This is a genomic window from Maribacter flavus (assembly GCF_008386635.1).
In the GTDB taxonomy this organism is placed as follows: Bacteria; Bacteroidota; Bacteroidia; order Flavobacteriales; family Flavobacteriaceae; genus Maribacter; species Maribacter flavus.
On sequence record NZ_VUOE01000001.1, the window covers coordinates 1,058,441 to 1,075,047 of the forward strand.

Sequence of the window (16,607 nt, forward strand, 5' to 3'; positions counted from 1 at the left end):
AGAATTTATGAAGATCGTAAAGATTTTGTTATTGCTTTTTTTATCCTTTAAAGTCCAATCGCAACATACGTTTTCGGGTAATTTCTCCCCGGCCGATGCTTTTCGCTATATCATGGTATATCACCTGTCCAGCGACGGTATTCAATACGTTACGGATACTGGTGTAAAGGACGGCCAGTTTTTCTTTACCTTGCCCAACTCCGTTTCCCCGGGCACCTACAGATTGGTGTATGGTGTTCCCCAAGATAAGTACTTTATCGACATCCTATACAACTGCGAAGAGGATATCGTCTTCAATTTTAACTTGGACGAGGGCATTACGATCGTGAGTTCTAAGGAAAACACGATCTACTATGATTACTTCACCGAAATCGAAAATGCCAAGGATGCACTCATGGCCTTTTACAGTGAAGGCAAGTCGGATAAAGGGGAGTATATAGACTTGGTGAACAACCTAAAACAGGTGCAAAATTCCTTCGAGACCCAATCGCAAGGTTTGATTGCCGATACTTTCGTAAAAGCGAATAGGCACTATCTACCAAAAGAGTATGTGTCTTTGGAAGACTATCTTATCGAGAAAAAGAAACACTACTTTGATGCCATTGATTTTAAAAACGCGACGCTACAGGCCTCTGAATTTTTTTCCGATAAAATCATAAACTATATGCTCTGGGCCATTCCCCCCGGAACTCCAGAAAAGGATTTGGTGAAGGAAATCAATAAAAACGTGGATTTTTTGGCCTCCAAATTGGAGGTGGTTCCAAAAGTTTTGCAAACATCGATTTGGGCCAAGGCTTGGAACAAGGCAAATGAAAGTGAGGTTTACACCGTTTCGGACTATATTTTCAATACCTATTTGAAAAAACTTGCTACAGATACCAATAATGCAAACTTAATTACGAACATCGAAACCCAAACCCGACTCCGTAAAGGGGCGGTTTCGCCCGATATTACTTGGGAGGAAAATGGAGTAAACAAATCATTGTCAGGTTTGACCGGTGCTTCCAACTACCTCCTGATTTTTTGGAGCAGTACATGCTCCCACTGTTTAAATGAATTGCCCGGTCTTCACGAACAGGTAAAAACCGTCAAGGATTTGAAGGTGCTCGCCGTTGGTTTGGAGGACGGAAAGGAAAATTGGGAACAGACCATTCCCAAGTTGCCTGGTTTCCACCATGCCATAGCCCTTGAGAAGTGGGAAAGCCCCTATGTACAGACTTTTGCGATCCAACAGACACCCACCTACTTTATCCTGGACAAGGACAAACGATTCTTGGACAGACCGGAAAGTGCCGAGGCGGTTGTTGAATATTTAAAGAGAAGTAATTAAAAAAACTGAATACAGGTTTGTCAACCTAAAACTATCTGATTTTCAGGGTTTTATTAAAGATTTGTTTTTAAGAAAAAGGATTATTGTAAATACAACCATTTTTTTGAAACTTGGAATTTACAGCTTGGAATTTTTAAATAGCCAATACTAAAGAACTCCCATAGCTCCCTAAACTTCAACTACAAGGTTTTTAAGTCCTTAATGGTCTTAAAGGCGATATCTACCTGTTCGTCATTCACCAAAATGGTAAACTCGTTGGTTGTGGAGATAACTTCGTAGAGCACGATTCCTTCCCACGCCAATCGCTGAAAAATAAAGTAGTAGATTCCTGGAACGGATACGTTTTCCGCAGGCAACTTGACCGTTATGGAGGAAAGGTTATCCGCTTTTTGGGTACATTTCTCGTCCTTGAAAAGTCTTTGGACGGTTTCGTCCATAATACTGCTGATGACGATATTGATTTCGTTTACGCCCCTACTGGAAGTATAAAAGACATCTTGGTTTTCATTGATTTCTTCCAATAATTTAGCCTGATGCACCAGTATTTTATCCGAAGCCAAAAACGTATAATCCGATAGGGAGGACCGCACCGTAATCTCCCCGATATTCTTCAACACCTTTAAAATCTTGTGTGTAGCCCTAAATTCAAGGTCATCGGAAAGTCTTTTCAGCGCCATGACAATAGCACCGTTTCGTATATCCTTTCCCAGTTCGGACTCAATTTCAGGTTTGACGATTCTTGAAAGCGATGTAAGGTTGATGATACCTTGTGCCAAGGCGCTTTGCAAGAACGGTTTTTTCTTGATGTAATGCTCTACAACGGAAGAAATGGTCTTCATATGTTAGAATTTATTGATTTAAAAAGCTGTATGCTATGCACCTTCCCGATAACTTTCGGAGCACCTCGTTGGCTTACGAGTATGCCATTGGCTCATTTCAGACATTTGGTTGTTTGAGCAAATATAACAACTTGTTATAAATAAAACAAAATGTTTTTAAATATTATTCTATAAAGTTAATAGGATAATCAAAAATGGTAAAACGCGGATTCAAGATGCTCCAATTGAAAGGTCCCCTTTTCCTTAAGTATGGTGATGATATCGAAACGGGATTCCACATCCAAATCGTTGGAGGTTACATAATGATCCGCCGCCATGACCAATAGCTTTATTTTCTTGGGTGTTACCGTTTCTGCAATATTCTCAAAAAAATCGGAGCTTCGCGAACGCACCTCCACAATGGCCAAGACGTTATCCTTTTTGGCAATAATATCAATTTCAGCTTTCAGGTACCTATAGTTTTGGTAGCAGATTTGATATCCATTTTTTATAAGGTAGTCTTTGGCCATCTCCTCTCCTTCCTTCCCAAACTCATTATGTTTTCCCATAATATTCTGTAAAAAAGTGTATTTCGTCGAAAAAATATGTTTTTTACCGTTTTTAAAAAAGGAACATATTAAATTCGGCTGTCGGACAACGAAAATATACGGATTCTTATACTATCCCAAATTTCGTTGCGTTAGATAGAAGCCCCAACTCTATTGAACGTAACATTATTAACGCCCTACTTTCAGGACTATGGAATATTTCATTAATTGTAATACTTCTACCCTTGCTCCGTATACGGCACCTTTAGACCAGATTAGAGCTTTACACCTTTACAGAAGATTAGGCTTTAGTGCATCGGTAGATACCATCAACCAAGCCATTGGACAAAATGCCGGTACCCTTGTGGATGCCTTGGTGGACCAGGCCATAAACATGGCCCCTACGGCCGCCCCTCTTTGGGCGGATTGGAACAATGCGAATTATCCGGCAGACGATGATGCCCGTAGGCAATTGGTTAACCAACAACGGTCAGAATTCGCCCTTGGCTATACCAATGCCCTATTGTCGAACAATCTTAGGGACCGATTGAGTTTCTTCTGGAGCAACCATTTTGTGACCGAATTGGATGTGTACGATTGTAACTCCTTCCTATACCACTACATCAACTGCCTTCAAAGAAACGCCATTGGAAATTTCAGGACGTTCGTAAGTGAAATTGGCCTAACCAGTGCCATGCTCTATTATTTGGACGGTGTCTATAACAATGGTAACAATCCCAATGAGAATTACGCAAGGGAACTCTATGAACTATTTACCCTTGGTGAAGGAAATGGGTACACGGAGCAGGATATCATAGAAACGGCAAGGGCCCTTAGTGGTTACGTGGAGCGTGGAGAGGAAGGATGTACCCAGGTGACCTTTAGGGCAGACAGACATGATACGGGTACCAAAACCATTTTGGGCCAAACGGGCAATTGGGGCTATGACGATGTTATCAACATCCTGTTTCAGCAAAGACCCAATGAAATAGCGGAATTCATCTGTCGTAAACTCTATGAGTTTTTCGTACATCCAGATTCACAGGACGACATGAACAACGCCCAAGTAATTATTGATGGCATGGCATCGACGTTCATTTCAAACAACTTTGATTTGGCTCCTGTCTTAAGGCAGCTATTTAAAAGCCAACACTTTTTTGACGATGAGGCCATTGGCGTCATCATTAAAAGTCCGTTCGATTTTTACTTAAACACCTTGAAGGAAACAAGCTTTGCCTATGATGATACCGTGTTGGGCTCCATGCTCAATTACAGCGGACTTTTAGGTCAAGAGTTGTTCGACCCCTTTGACGTGGCCGGATGGCAGCGAGACAGAACGTGGATCAACACCAATTTTATTATAGGTAGATGGCTTACCATTGAAAGTATTTTGGAATCTTTCTACCAACAGGATAACGAACAATTCAGGTCGTTGGGTTTATCCATAACAGGCACTACTGGTTTGACCAGTACAAATCCTGATGCGGTAGCCCGGCTCATCATCGACTTTATCCTCCCCAAAGGATTATTGGACGAAGGCGAGTATGCAAAGGCATTCGCCATCTTTAGAAGTGATGTGGAAGACGTCTATTACGAAGGTGGCAACCAGGAATCCTGGACCTTGGCCACATGGCCACAAGCCCCATATCAAGTGTATCTCTTGATGCAATACCTAGCCAGACAACCTGAATATCAATTAAAATAACAACACCTACTACTATGTGCCATACACATCACTCACCCCACAAAGGACTGGAACACGATGGTCATGATAAAGAGCATCAAATATGGAGCCGTCGTTCCTTTTTACAGGCATTGGGAATCGCCGGTTCCGGTTCTATGTTATTGGGAGCCAATATGCTTACCGCATCCTCTCCCTCCCCATTGACCGCAGGTATTGCCGCGGCGGAAACGGATAACATCCTAATTCTTATTAGACTGTCCGGAGGCAATGACGGTCTAAGTACCGTAATCCCCATTGAGCAATATGACAGCTATGCCAACGCAAGGCCCAATATCTACATCCCGGAAAGTAAAGTATTGAAACTGACGGATGAATTTGGTGTTCCATCTTACATGGGTGCCTTGGAGCCTATGTGGGGCAATGGCCAGTTTAAAGCTGTTCACGGAGTAGGGTATCAAAACCAAAGTCTCTCCCATTTTACGGGTTCCGATATTTATGCGAATACTGATTTGACCACAACCGGTTTTAGTGGACTCAATACCGGATGGATGGGAAGACATTTCGAAAATATTTATCCCGATTATTTGATAAACCCTCCCGCCGCTCCGGCAGCGATACAGATCGGGCAGTTTGGAAATTTGATTTTCCAAGGGGAGGAAACCAATTATGCCTTTGTGACCTCTAACGTGGAGCAACTACAGGAGATTGCAGAATCTGGCGTAGTTTATGGTTTGGACAATGCCCTCTTTAATGGCTGTATGTACGGGGACCAATTAAAGTTTTTAAGAGGGGTGGCGAATACAACCTATGAATATTCAGGTCTTATTCACGAAGCCTATGCGAGGGGCCAAAACCAAGTGGAATATCAGGATAACGGGTTTGCCCGTCAAATGGCCCTTTTGGCAAGATTGATAAAAGGCAATTTGGGCACCAAGGTATACATGGTATCGATGGGTGGTTTTGACACCCACGGCAATCAGCCTTTGGCACATGAGCGATTAATGACCAATCTATCCGTGGCCATCAATAATTTCTACGAGGATCTCGGGTTTACCCAACAGGACAATCAGGTATTGAGCATGACCTTTTCAGAATTTGGCCGAAGAATTTTCGAAAACGGTTCCAACGGAACGGACCATGGAAAGGCGGCCCCTACCCTATTCTTTGGCTCGGGATTGAACGGAAGTGCCTTTGTGGGAGACCATCCCACGTTGGACGACCCTGACGGAAGAGGCAACCTGGAATACACCATGGATTTCCGGGATTTGTATGCCACGGTGTTGGCCGAATGGTTGTGCGTGGACATTCCGCTGGTGGAACAACATCTTTTGGACCACCCCTACAATCCGGTGAATTTAGGCTTCAACTGTAGCGGTACTGATTTCCCCGATATTGTTTACAGCGACGGTCCGGTAACCCCGCCAACACAACCCGGTGAGGAAGGAACAGATCCCGCAAACCCCGATCTATTGAACGCTATAGTTCACAAACCTTTCTATCCTACGGATAGTACCCCACATATTTATCTGGAAATGCCGTTCTCGGCGCAGGTGGATATTCAATTGTACAATATTCTTGGACAACACGTTGGTACCGTTTTTAACGAAATGATGCTAGAAGGGTCCACAGAGATCAACATACGAGAGCGCATGCCCAAACACCTATCATCCGGCAAGTACATTTATCGCATAAGTGTACAGAACCAAAAGATGAGCAAGTCGGTTATGGTAGCGTAAACGGTTTCCCCACTATGCAACTTGACCTTCGGTCGTACTATGGTACGCCGAGGGTTTTTTGTTTTTTCCGTATCCGGCCCAACTAGGGATTAAAAATGGTTATTTTTGTGCCTTTAATTTAATCCGATGACCAAAGCCATTACACCCAAAAGATATACCGTTACGGCCGCCCTACCCTATACCAACGGACCTATACACATTGGCCATTTGGCCGGGGTCTACGTGCCTGCCGATATTTATACCCGATATTTACGCCTAACGGGCAAGGAGGTTGCCTTTGTCTGTGGAAGCGACGAACATGGCGTGGCCATTTCCATGAAAGCCAAGAAGGAAGGTGTTTCGCCCAAGAATGTCATCGACAAATACCACGGTATCATAAAAAAATCCTTTGCGGATTTTGGCATTTCCTTTGACAATTATTCCAGGACATCGGCAGCGGTCCACCACGAAACGGCATCGGGATTCTTCAAAAAATTATATGAACAAGGAGATTTCATAGAGGAAACTACCGCCCAATTATACGACGAGGAAGCGAAACAGTTTTTGGCCGACCGATTTGTAATCGGCACCTGTCCAAAATGCGGTAATGAGGAAGCTTATGGGGATCAATGTGAAAATTGCGGTTCCTCCCTGAATGCCACCGATTTAATCAATCCAAAATCCACCATAACGGGCACGACACCCACCACAAAGGAAACTACCCATTGGTTTTTGCCCTTGGACCGTTATGAGGACTTTTTAAGGGATTGGATCTTAAAAGGCCATAAGGACGATTGGAAACCCAACGTCTATGGACAATGTAAATCTTGGATCGATGGGGGTCTGGAACCCCGCGCCGTCACTCGGGACCTGGACTGGGGCATTCCCGTCCCCGTAAAAGGAGGTGAAGGCAAAGTTTTGTACGTCTGGTTCGATGCCCCTATTGGCTACATCTCCTCCACCAAGGAATGGGCCCAAAGGGAGGGAAAGGACTGGAAACCTTACTGGCAGGACAAGGACACCAAATTGGTGCATTTCATTGGAAAAGACAATATTGTTTTCCACTGCATTATTTTCCCTGCCATCCTTAAGGCGCACGGGAATTATATCCTGCCGGAAAATGTCCCCGCAAACGAATTCCTGAATCTGGAAGGAAACAAGCTTTCCACCTCCAAAAACTGGGCCGTATGGCTGCAAGAATACTTGGAGGATTTTCCCGGGATGCAAGATGTGCTTCGATACACCTTAACGGCCAATGCCCCGGAAACAAAGGATAACGATTTTACCTGGAAGGACTTTCAGGCTAGGAACAACAATGAGCTGGTGGCCATTTTTGGGAATTTTGTGAACCGTGTCATAGTGCTAACAAATAAGTACTATGAAGGGGAAATACCTGCTCCAAGTACCCTTTTGGAAGCGGATAGTGAAACCCTGAGCGAACTCAAAAAATTTCCGGAGATTATCTCCAATTCCTTGGAGCGCTACCGCTTTAGGGAAGCAGGCCAGGAGTTGATGAATCTTGCCCGCTTGGGCAATAAATATTTAGCCGATGCAGAACCCTGGAAAGTCATTAAAGAAGACGAGGAGCGTGTAAAAACAATTATGTATGTGGCTTTGCAAATTGCCGCTGGATTGGCGGTTTTGAGCGAACCGTTTTTACCGTTCACTTCGGATAAGCTTAAGAAAATACTCAATGTCGCTTTGGCTCCGCTTAGCGACCCAAAATCGGAGACTGAGGGTAGTCGAAGTCTCATTTGGAGCAGCGTTTCCCAAAATGAGAACCTGTTACCCCCCGGACACAAAATAGGCCAATCCGAACTTTTGTTCCGAAAAATAGAGGATGCCGAGATACAGGCACAATTAGAGAAGCTAGAGGCCACTAAAAAAGCCAATCAACAAGAAAACAAAGCCCTTATGCCACAAAAAGATACGATTACCTTTGACGATTTCTCCAAACTGGACATGCGCGTAGGCACCATAGTGGAAGCCGAAAAAATGCCTAAAGCCAAAAAGTTATTGGTTTTAAAAGTAGATACAGGTTTAGATGTCAGAACCATAGTTTCGGGTATTTCCGAAAGTTTTATCCCAGAAGAAATTATCGGTAAAAAAGTGACCGTTCTTATCAATTTGGCACCCAGGGCCCTGCGTGGCGTGGAAAGCGAAGGAATGATTTTGATGACGGAAAACAAGGATGGGAAATTGGTGTTTGTAAACCCTGACGAAGAAGGAGTTGGTAATGGGTTAGCCATTAGCTAAAAATTTAAATTCATATTTATTTGATTTATGAAGGATACCAATAATTACAATTTGGTCAAATACATCATGCTTCATTCGAAGCTATCAGAAAAATCCATCCATAACACGGTTGACCTATTAAACCAAGATTGTACCGTCCCTTTTATATCTCGCTACAGGAAGGAAGCAACAGGTGGATTGGACGAAGTACAGATTGGTAGTATCGTTCAGTTCAAGGAACAATTTGAGGCCCTTGAAAAACGCAAAAGCGCTATTATAAAATCGGTAGAGGAACAAGACCTGTTAACGCCAGAGTTAAAATCCAAATTTGAATCCGCCGAGGATTTGACCCAATTGGAAGACCTCTACCTTCCCTTCAAAAAAAGCAAAAAGACCAAGGCAGAGGTAGCCCGAAAACAAGGGTTGGAACCCTTGGCCAAAATTATCATGGCCCAACGTACGGACGACATTGAGTTCTTGGCATCCAAATACCTGGGTCCCGAGATACAAAACGAAGACGAAGCCCTGGAGGGTGCACGACACATTATTGCCGAGTGGATCAATGAACGCACCGACATTAGAAATATGATCCGGAACCAGTTGGAACGGTTTGCGTTGATTACCACAAAAGTGGTTTCGGCGATGAAGGATGCTTCGACTACGCTCAGCACAAGTGAAAAATCTCAAAAATACCGGGATTATTTTGACTGGAGCGAACCTTTGAACCGTTGTACATCGCACCGGTTATTGGCCATTTTACGGGCGGAATCGGAAAAAATCATCCGAGTAAAAATAGAACTGGACGATGAGCGGTTACTGGAACGCATCGAGAACAAAATCATCAAAACCAACAATGCCTGTTCTGAAAACATTGAATTGGCCATTGCCGATGCCTATAAACGTTTATTGTTTCCTTCACTCTCAAATGAACTGTTGAAAAACGCCAAGGAAAAGGCAGATGACGAAGCAATCGCCGTTTTCTCCAAAAACCTACGCCAGTTGTTGTTGGGGGCTCCTTTGGGCGAAAAACGAATTTTAGCGATTGACCCAGGTTTTAGGACCGGTTGTAAAGTGGTTTGTCTGGACGAACTAGGGAACCTTATGCATAATGAAACCATATATCCCCATGCCCCACAGAACGATGTTACCGGAGCTATCAAAAAATTAAGTTCCCTGGCCGATGCCTATAAAATTGAGGCCATTGCCATTGGAAATGGAACCGCATCCAGGGAAACGGAACGATTGGTAAAAAAAGTGGCATTTAAAAATCCCATCGAGGTTTTCGTGGTCAGCGAGGCCGGGGCTTCCATCTACTCGGCTTCGAAAATTGCCCGTGAAGAATTTCCCAATTACGATGTTACCGTACGTGGAGCCATTTCCATAGGTAGGCGCTTGGCGGACCCTTTGGCCGAATTGGTAAAAATTGACCCCAAGTCCATTGGCGTGGGGCAATACCAGCACGATGTGGACCAATCAAAATTGAAGAAATCCTTGGATACCGTGGTGGAAAGCTGTGTGAATTCCGTTGGGGTGAACATCAACACGGCAAGTGTCCCCCTGTTAAGTTACGTATCCGGTATTGGGCCAAAACTCGCCGAAAACATCGTGGCCCATAGAACGGCCCATGGACCATTTGGGAGTCGGAAGGAAATTATGGAGGTTCCCCGTTTAGGCGGAAAAGCCTTTGAACAGGGCGCTGGATTTCTTCGGATAAAGGATGCCGAAAATCCCTTGGACGATTCCGCCGTACACCCGGAAAGCTATTCCATCGTACAAAAAATGGCATCGGACAAAAAGAAGGGAATATCTGAACTTATTGGAAACAAGGCCCTCCTGAAGGAAATCGATCTCAAAAAATACTGCACTGATACCATTGGCCTCCCCACTTTGGAGGATATTCTTTCCGAATTGGAAAAACCCGGACTCGACCGTCGCGAAAAGGCCAAGGTGTTCACTTTCGACCAAAACATCAAAACCATATCGGATCTGCGGGACGGACAGTTGTTGCCTGGCATCGTGAACAACATTACCAATTTTGGGTGTTTTGTGGACATCGGCATCAAGGAAAGCGGCCTTATCCATGTTTCCAACCTTTCTGATAGCTTCGTAAAGGACGTAAATGCCCATGTAAGCCTTCATCAGCAGGTTATCGTAAAGGTATTGTCCGTCGATATTCCTAGAAAAAGGATACAATTGAAGCTGCACAAAGGCTAGGATTTAAAAAGAGTTTTAGTTCTGCGCCCGGAACAAGCGGTCGTTGATGCTACTGCCCAAGCCTTTTTCCGGAAAACGTTCGGCAAGGATCAAATCCAGACCGCTCGCATCCAAGATATGCATGGCCTCAAAAAGGGACGTGGCCGCCTCTTCCATTTGTTTGTTTTGCGATAGGGTGATGACCTTGGTAGCAGATGGAAAGTCTTCCTGGTAGAATGATAGAACTCCCACTTTCTTATGTGGATTATTCTTTAATTCCTCTCTAATATTATCACAAACCAGTAAAGGGGTTCTGGGAGAATAGTGTTTTAGCAGCATGCCAGGGGCTTCCGGAAATGTTTCATTTTCTGTGGAAACCTTTAGTTCGCCAACGACAGCCTCAATGGCCTCCTTTGGAATGCCTCCTTTTCGGTATAAAATAGGGGTCTCCCCTTTAAATCCTACGATGGTGGATTCCAAACCAACCTGACAAGGACCACCATCCAAAATAGCTGGAATTCGGTCACCAAAATAGTCCCACACATGTTGGGCAGAGGTTGGACTCACCCGAGTAAAGGGATTGGCACTGGGGGCCGCCAAGGGAAATGGCAAGCCTTTTAAAAGTTCTTGCGTCAACGGGTGATTTGGCATTCGCACCCCCACGGTAGGCTTGCCACCGGTAATGATTTCAGGCACTATATCCTGCTTGGGCAATATCAAGGTTAGAGAACCCGGCCAAAAAGCCTCTGCCAATTCATAGGCCTTTTGGGGAATATCCTTCGCCAAAATGGACAACTGCTCCATTTGGTGGATATGAACGATCAAGGGATTGAAAGCAGGCCGGCCCTTCATCTCAAAAATGCGCTTTACCGCCATACTGTCCAAGGCATTTGCCGCCAATCCATACACCGTCTCGGTGGGGATGGCTACTAGGTGCCCTTCCCTTAAAAGTGCCTGGCATTTTTCAATAGCCGTAGTTATTGAGGTCTTCATGGGGACCAAAGGTAACTAAGGTTTCCCTATTTTTGCACATTGACAGTCCATCGATGCTGAAAATCGCCTACCACCCCATTTATAATCATCCATTACCGGAAGGCCATCGGTTCCCGATGATCAAATACGAACTGTTACCCAAGCAGCTTTTGTATGAAGGGACTTGTACCGATGAAAATTTCTTTGCCCCGGAAATCCCAAATGACAAGTACATCGTTGCCGCCCATGATGCCGAATATTTTTATGACCTCCTAAACCTTAAAATTCCTCATAAGGAGGCCCGAAAAATTGGATTTCCACTGGACGAGAATTTGGTGGAACGGGAGCGGATCATAGCCGATGGCACTATGAAAGCCTGTGAATATGCCCTACAATATGGTGTTGCCATGAACATTGCAGGAGGTACCCATCATGCCTATAGCAATCGCGGAGAGGCCTTTTGCATGTTGAACGATCAGGCCATAGGTGCACGATATTTACAGTCCAAAAACTTGGCAAACCGCATACTGATCGTGGATTTGGACGTACATCAAGGAAACGGTACGGCGGAAATTTTTCAAAACGATGCTTCCGTGTTTACCTTTTCCATGCACGGTTCAGGGAATTACCCCTTTAAAAAGGAGGTATCGGATTTGGATATTTCGTTGGAAAAAGGAACTAACGACGAAGAATATCTCTCCATTCTAAAGGATACCCTGCCCGGGCTGATAGAAAAACATCGGCCTGATTTTATATTCTATCTCTGCGGGGTGGATGTGTTGGAAACCGATAAACTAGGAACCCTGGCCCTAAGCTTAAACGGTTGCAAACAACGTGACGAATTTGTCCTAAAGACCTGCAAAGAACATGGAATTCCGGTCCAATGTAGTATGGGAGGAGGGTATTCCATGGAAATCAAAACCATTATTGAGGCACACGCCAATACGTTTAGACTAGCTACCGTTATTTTTACCTGAATACCGCAAAATAATATAATGACTCAAGTGCTCTCAAAATTAACTCGGTATGGGTCAAGCTTTTTATTTTTATGGCATATGTGAAAATAAATTTTTTAATAGTTTTAAAATCTTAAACGTTTATTTTGAAATACTTTCTTTTAATAACTCTATCCATATCCCTGTATTCAAATGCCCAGATTAAGCCTGTGGACACTGTGAATACCCGATGGAAAATGTTCACCTACGATATGGGCAACATATTCAAGGGGGTTGGCCACTCCTATTCCAGACCATTTCATTGGAAAGGGGAGCAATGGGCGGATTTTGGTGCCGTGGTGGGTGGAACGGGATTTGTGTATCTTTTTGATGACAATACCTCACGGTTTATAAGAAACAATCGCGAAGGTGTGCCCAAGTGGATACGGGATTATGGGGAAACCTATGGGAATCCAGAGAACAATTACTTGGCGACTTCAGGTGTCTATTTTACAGGATTGATCCTTAAAAATGAAAAATTGCGTCGTACGGGCGTACTATTGGTAGCATCGGCGACTTCGGCCGGATTATTGCAACAAGTACTGAAGTCCGCAGTAGGGCGGGCAAGACCACTAGCAGAATTGGGAAAAGACACCTTTGATCCCTTTAATCCTAGTAGGAACTTTCATTCATTCCCATCCGGTCATGCCATTTTGGCCTTTACAAATGCATACGCGATCGCCAAACAATTTAAAAATCCTTGGCTCAAGGCCGGTATCTATACTGTAGGTGCCATTCCAGGAATATCCAGGGTCTGGGACGGACAACACTGGCTGAGCGATATGGTATTTGCTTTCGCCATTAGCATCGCCACAGTGGAGTCCATAGATCGTTATCTGGATTCCAAATACGATCAAAAATACAATGACCATGATAAAAATGTAAGTTGGAACCTGACGTTTGGTCCGGGGCAAATTGGACTTAACTTACAGTTCTAGATTATTTTGCAAAGTAAACATAAATGGTAACAACGATCAACACAACCGCAATACCTCCTTGTTTTACATACTTATATGGCGATATATCCACTTGTTCCGTGTAGCGTAATTCAAAGGCCTCCTTCCGTGGATAAAACTTACCTATAACAAGCATAATGATACAGTTCATCATGAACAATATAGCCATTACGTGCAAGTAATGTGGATAAGCATCGGCCTCTACCAAAGTAAGCTGTGCCGGGTCTGTAATACCGGCATTTTTTGCCTCCTCCAAAGATTTTCCAATAAAATGGGGCTTCATGATGAACTGACTGATAATATACAGCGCCGAACCCAAAAAGATTCCAATTTTGGCCGCAATGGCCGGAACACGCTTGGTGAGATATCCCACTACGATAATCGTGAAAATAGGAATGCTATAAATTCCATTGATTTCCTGAAGGTAATTGAACAAACTTCCCGCATTGGCAATCAATGGGGCAATGAACATCGCGGCCAAGGCCAAGCAAATCCCAAAAATCTTACCGTATTTGACTACCGTAGCTTCGGAAGCCTCCTTGTTGATATGCTGTTTGTAAATGTCGATACCAAACAGGGTTACAGAACTGTTCAACACGCTATTGAAGGAACTTAGGATAGCCCCGAACAAAACGGCGGCAAAAAACCCGACCAAGGTTTTAGGCAATACGGCCCGCACCAATTCCGGATATGCCAAATCACTGGAAGCCAATCCTCCCTCAAAATAATAGTAGGCTATCATTCCCGGTAGTACCAGGATTATGGGCCCTAAAATTTTCAAGAAAGCGGCCAATAACAATCCTTTCTGGCCTTCGGCGAGGTTCTTGGCCCCCAAGGCCCTTTGAATGATCTGTTGGTTGGTACCCCAATAGAAAAGCTGTACCAACATCATCCCCGTAAATATGGTCACAAAGGGTACCTCCTGTCCTTTCTCCCCTGTCGAATCGAATCGCTCCGGATTGGCAGTCATTAAAACGTCCAAACCTTGCGTCACGCTTCCATCCCCAATGGCCATCAAACCAAAAATGGGAATCAATAAGCCCCCAATAATCAAACCTATGGCATTGATACTATCCGAAACGGCCACGGCCTTGAGTCCGCCAAAAACCGCATAAATAGACCCAATGATGCCAATCCCCCAAATACAATAGACCAAGGCGGCGGATTCAGAAATATTGAACATACCCGGCACATCGAACATACCACTAATGGCCACAGATCCAGAATACAATATGACCGGCAAAAGGACCACTACATAACCTGTCAAAAAGAGTGCGGAGGTAATCGTTTTGGTGGTAACATCGAAGCGGTCCGCCAAAAATTGCGGAACCGTGGTCAATCCGCCCTTCAAATACCTAGGCAACAAAAATACGGCCGTAACCACCATGGCCATGGCCGCAAGGGTTTCCCAAGCCATAACGGACAATCCATCCTTGTATGCACTTCCGTTGAGGCCCACGATTTGTTCCGTGGAAAGGTTGGTCAGCAACAAAGATCCCGCTATGACCCCTGCCGTTAAGCTACGCCCGCCCAAAAAATAACCATCGGATGATTTTTCATTGGTAGTTCTAGTGGCATACCAGGCAATAATGGCTACAAGTAAGGTAAATCCCAAAAAAGAAAACACTGCAAGAAAATCCATAGGAAGGAGGTTTGTTAGTTATTTTAGCTTAATACTTCTTGAGTGTTGTTTTTCAATTGATTACAAAAAAAACAAAATCGAATTTTTTGATAATTATGAAATTCGCACAAAAGAACGGCAACTAATATAATACATACATTATTAGTCCGTAAATTTTACCGATTAAATAAGAAGAACTTTTGCTACATTTAAAATTATGATACCAAACACCCTTGAAATGAAACAGCTCGCCACCGAGATCCTTTTGATTTTTTCGCTTTGCCTATCGGCACAAACAAATTCCATTCAAATCAGTCCGACACTAACTGAGGGCGCTCCATCTGCCCAAGGCATGTCCCAAGAACGATTGGACAAGATCGACTTGATGTTAAGCAGCGAAATTTCAAAGGGCAATCTACCGGGGGCCGTTGCCCTCATTGCGAGAAATGGGAAAATCGTCTTTCATAAGGCCTACGGTATGGCAAATACCGAAAAAGGCGAGGAAATGGAAAAAGATGCCATTTTTAGGATAGCTTCCCAAACAAAAGCCATTACCGCCACGGCCGTGATGATGCTTTGGGAAGAGGGCAAGTTTAAATTGGACGACCCCATTTCAAAATATATCCCGCAATTTGAGGCCGCTCAAATACTGGATACCTTTAACGAAGCCGATTCCACCTATACCACAAAACCTGCGGAAAATCAAATTACCATTAGAGATCTTATAACACATACATCGGGTATTGGCTATGGCATGATCGATGGTGACGCCCGTTTTCGTAAAATATACGCGAAGGCCGGAATCATTGACGCTTTTACTTCTAAGAAAGTACTTATTGGCGATAATATAAAGATGTTAGCGGCCTTACCCCTGCACCATGAACCGGGCGAAGCCTGGACCTACTGCGAAGGCCTGGATGTTTTGGGGTATTTTATTGAAATCGTTTCAGGAATGCCCTTTAATGAATTCTTGCGTACCCGAATTTTTGAACCCTTACAAATGAATGACACGTATTTCTACCTCCCAAAGGAAAAAGCCGATGGGTTGGTAGCCGTTCAATATAAGGATGGGAATAAATGGAAGCGTTTTGAAACTCCTATTTTTGATATTGATTATCCAAGGAGTGCAGGTACTTTTTTCTCCGGTGGAGCAGGATTGTCCAGTACAGCTAGGGATTATGCCAATTTTTTACAGATGTACCTCAATGGAGGCGAGCTGAACGGAAAACGACTTCTTAGCAGAACTACCGTCTACAGTATCCTGAGTAATCAAATTGGCACTATTTGGGACGGCGGCAAGGATTATGGACTGGCGTTTGAAATTGTCAATAAAAAAGGTGCCATGGCCGGAGGAGAAGGGAGCGAGGGTACGTTCAGCTGGGGTGGTTACTTCAACACCCAATATTTTGCAGATCCAAAAGAGAATATCATAGGTATCATCATGAAACAGACCCAAGGGCCCGTTAATGACGATACCGGTTGGAAGTTCCGGCAGATGGTATTTACTGCTATCGATGATTGATGATTGTAGCTGCCGATT

The 16,607-nt window shown here is 44.1% G+C and carries 12 protein-coding genes; 8 read left to right on the forward strand and 4 right to left on the reverse strand.

Features of this window, described 5'->3' with window-relative positions:
- Nucleotides 1-7 precede the first annotated feature (7 nt).
- The gene (locus F0361_RS04590; protein ID WP_154917410.1) at nucleotides 8-1,330 is read left to right on the forward strand and encodes a TlpA family protein disulfide reductase; all 1,323 of its coding nucleotides are present in this window, start codon (nucleotides 8-10) and stop codon (nucleotides 1,328-1,330) included.
- A 179-nt stretch (nucleotides 1,331-1,509) separates the two neighbouring features.
- On the opposite strand, the gene F0361_RS04595 is transcribed toward F0361_RS04590, so the two are convergent.
- Together F0361_RS04595 and F0361_RS04600 are read right to left on the reverse strand one after the other, a co-directional pair.
- Complete coding sequence (locus F0361_RS04595) at nucleotides 1,510-2,169, reverse strand: aspartate kinase (protein WP_138257920.1); 660 nt, start codon at nucleotides 2,167-2,169, stop codon at nucleotides 1,510-1,512.
- A 188-nt stretch (nucleotides 2,170-2,357) separates the two neighbouring features.
- A complete protein-coding gene (locus F0361_RS04600; protein ID WP_154917411.1) occupies nucleotides 2,358-2,717 on the reverse strand; it encodes a YraN family protein in 360 nt (119 codons plus the stop codon).
- A gap of 190 nt (nucleotides 2,718-2,907) precedes the next feature.
- Between F0361_RS04600 and F0361_RS04605 the strand changes: the two genes are divergently transcribed.
- The 4 genes from F0361_RS04605 to F0361_RS04620 all read left to right on the forward strand — a co-directional run bounded on the left by F0361_RS04605 (nucleotide 2,908) and on the right by F0361_RS04620 (nucleotide 10,544).
- Nucleotides 2,908-4,401, forward strand: a complete 1,494-nt coding sequence (locus F0361_RS04605; protein WP_154917412.1) for a DUF1800 domain-containing protein — start codon at nucleotides 2,908-2,910, stop codon at nucleotides 4,399-4,401.
- Nucleotides 4,402-4,415: 14 nt separating this feature from the next.
- On the forward strand, nucleotides 4,416-6,116 hold the full coding sequence (locus tag F0361_RS04610) for a DUF1501 domain-containing protein (RefSeq protein ID WP_154917413.1): 1,701 nt from the start codon (nucleotides 4,416-4,418) through the stop codon (nucleotides 6,114-6,116).
- 126 nt (nucleotides 6,117-6,242) lie between these two features.
- Nucleotides 6,243-8,351 (forward strand): methionine--tRNA ligase, encoded by a 2,109-nt coding sequence (gene metG, locus F0361_RS04615; RefSeq protein WP_154917414.1) that lies wholly within the window; start codon nucleotides 6,243-6,245, stop codon nucleotides 8,349-8,351.
- A gap of 27 nt (nucleotides 8,352-8,378) precedes the next feature.
- Nucleotides 8,379-10,544, forward strand: coding sequence for a Tex family protein (locus tag F0361_RS04620; RefSeq protein ID WP_154917415.1), 2,166 nt, complete (start codon nucleotides 8,379-8,381; stop codon nucleotides 10,542-10,544).
- Nucleotides 10,545-10,559: 15 nt separating this feature from the next.
- On the opposite strand, the gene F0361_RS04625 is transcribed toward F0361_RS04620, so the two are convergent.
- Complete coding sequence (locus tag F0361_RS04625; protein WP_154917416.1) at nucleotides 10,560-11,516, reverse strand: L-threonylcarbamoyladenylate synthase; 957 nt, start codon at nucleotides 11,514-11,516, stop codon at nucleotides 10,560-10,562.
- A gap of 53 nt (nucleotides 11,517-11,569) precedes the next feature.
- On the opposite strand from F0361_RS04625, the gene F0361_RS04630 reads away from it, so the two are divergent.
- Together F0361_RS04630 and F0361_RS04635 are read left to right on the forward strand one after the other, a co-directional pair.
- On the forward strand, nucleotides 11,570-12,472 hold the full coding sequence (locus F0361_RS04630; protein ID WP_154917417.1) for a histone deacetylase family protein: 903 nt from the start codon (nucleotides 11,570-11,572) through the stop codon (nucleotides 12,470-12,472).
- Between the two features lie 125 nt (nucleotides 12,473-12,597).
- Nucleotides 12,598-13,428: a phosphatase PAP2 family protein gene (locus tag F0361_RS04635; RefSeq protein ID WP_246160805.1), complete on the forward strand. Its 831-nt coding sequence runs from the start codon at nucleotides 12,598-12,600 to the stop codon at nucleotides 13,426-13,428.
- Nucleotide 13,429: 1 nt separating this feature from the next.
- Here F0361_RS04635 and F0361_RS04640 read toward each other — a convergent pair whose 3' ends face one another.
- Entirely contained in the window at nucleotides 13,430-15,088 is a 1,659-nt protein-coding gene (locus F0361_RS04640) for a solute:sodium symporter family transporter (RefSeq protein ID WP_154917418.1), read from the reverse strand.
- Between the two features lie 217 nt (nucleotides 15,089-15,305).
- On the opposite strand from F0361_RS04640, the gene F0361_RS04645 reads away from it, so the two are divergent.
- A complete protein-coding gene (locus tag F0361_RS04645; RefSeq protein ID WP_154917419.1) occupies nucleotides 15,306-16,589 on the forward strand; it encodes a serine hydrolase domain-containing protein in 1,284 nt (427 codons plus the stop codon).
- Nucleotides 16,590-16,607: the final 18 nt, after the last annotated feature.

Coding starts and splice junctions, on each gene's coding strand:
- F0361_RS04600 (WP_154917411.1), bottom strand. CDS start 2,717: ATGGGAAAACATAATGAGTTTGGGAAGGAAGGAGAGGAGATGGCCAAA.
- F0361_RS04605 (WP_154917412.1), top strand. CDS start 2,908: ATGGAATATTTCATTAATTGTAATACTTCTACCCTTGCTCCGTATACG.
- F0361_RS04630 (WP_154917417.1), top strand. CDS start 11,570: ATGCTGAAAATCGCCTACCACCCCATTTATAATCATCCATTACCGGAA.
- F0361_RS04590 (WP_154917410.1), top strand. CDS start 8: ATGAAGATCGTAAAGATTTTGTTATTGCTTTTTTTATCCTTTAAAGTC.
- F0361_RS04640 (WP_154917418.1), bottom strand. CDS start 15,088: ATGGATTTTCTTGCAGTGTTTTCTTTTTTGGGATTTACCTTACTTGTA.
- F0361_RS04610 (WP_154917413.1), top strand. CDS start 4,416: ATGTGCCATACACATCACTCACCCCACAAAGGACTGGAACACGATGGT.
- F0361_RS04620 (WP_154917415.1), top strand. CDS start 8,379: ATGAAGGATACCAATAATTACAATTTGGTCAAATACATCATGCTTCAT.
- F0361_RS04645 (WP_154917419.1), top strand. CDS start 15,306: ATGAAACAGCTCGCCACCGAGATCCTTTTGATTTTTTCGCTTTGCCTA.
- F0361_RS04625 (WP_154917416.1), bottom strand. CDS start 11,516: ATGAAGACCTCAATAACTACGGCTATTGAAAAATGCCAGGCACTTTTA.
- metG (WP_154917414.1), top strand. CDS start 6,243: ATGACCAAAGCCATTACACCCAAAAGATATACCGTTACGGCCGCCCTA.
- F0361_RS04595 (WP_138257920.1), bottom strand. CDS start 2,169: ATGAAGACCATTTCTTCCGTTGTAGAGCATTACATCAAGAAAAAACCG.